The sequence below is a fragment of the Haemophilus sp. UMB1048 genome (assembly GCF_030218125.1).
GTDB lineage: Bacteria > Pseudomonadota > Gammaproteobacteria > Enterobacterales > Pasteurellaceae > Haemophilus_D.
In genome coordinates, this window is the sequence record NZ_JASOPB010000030.1 from 1 (window position 1) to 504 (window position 504).

General features: G+C 43.3%; 1 protein-coding gene and 1 pseudogene. Both read left to right on the forward strand.

The window, feature by feature from the left end; all coding sequences use genetic code 11:
- A partial coding sequence (locus tag QP437_RS09735; protein ID WP_285267700.1) for a helix-turn-helix domain-containing protein occupies positions 1–291 on the forward strand: 291 nt, incomplete at its 5' end.
- A gap of 93 nt (positions 292–384) precedes the next feature.
- Positions 385–504: pseudogene (locus tag QP437_RS10630) on the forward strand (fluoroquinolone resistance protein); the annotation flags it as partial.

The window sequence follows — 504 nt, forward strand, 5'->3', positions numbered from 1 at the left end:
CTTCGAAAAACCGCCTTGCAGGGCGGTTTTTTCGTTTACAGAGCAAGAGATTACGACGCCACAGAAAGGATCTCAAGAAGATCCTTCACCGTAATGGAAATCTATCCAATCCGAGCACATAGGATACACATCGTTATAACGCTGGATCTGCGTGAATTCCAGCAGCAGCAAGAGAAAGACTTTCTACAAACCAGCTTACAGCAGGCTAAATTTAACCAGAAAAAAGCCGCTGAATTACTGGGTCTGACTTATCATCAGCTACGTGCCTTGCTGAAGAAACACCAGATCTAATACGCATTTGCAGGTGTCATACTGGCGGGTTTGACGCATAACGTCATAAGGTTTACCATGGCGTCATTACTGTATAAAAACACAGGCATAGATATGACTCTGGCATTAGTTGGCGAAAAAATTGACAGAAATCGCTTCACCGGTGAGAAAGTTGAAAATAGTACATTTTTTAACTGCGATTTTTCAGGTGCCGACCTGAGCGGCACTGAATTT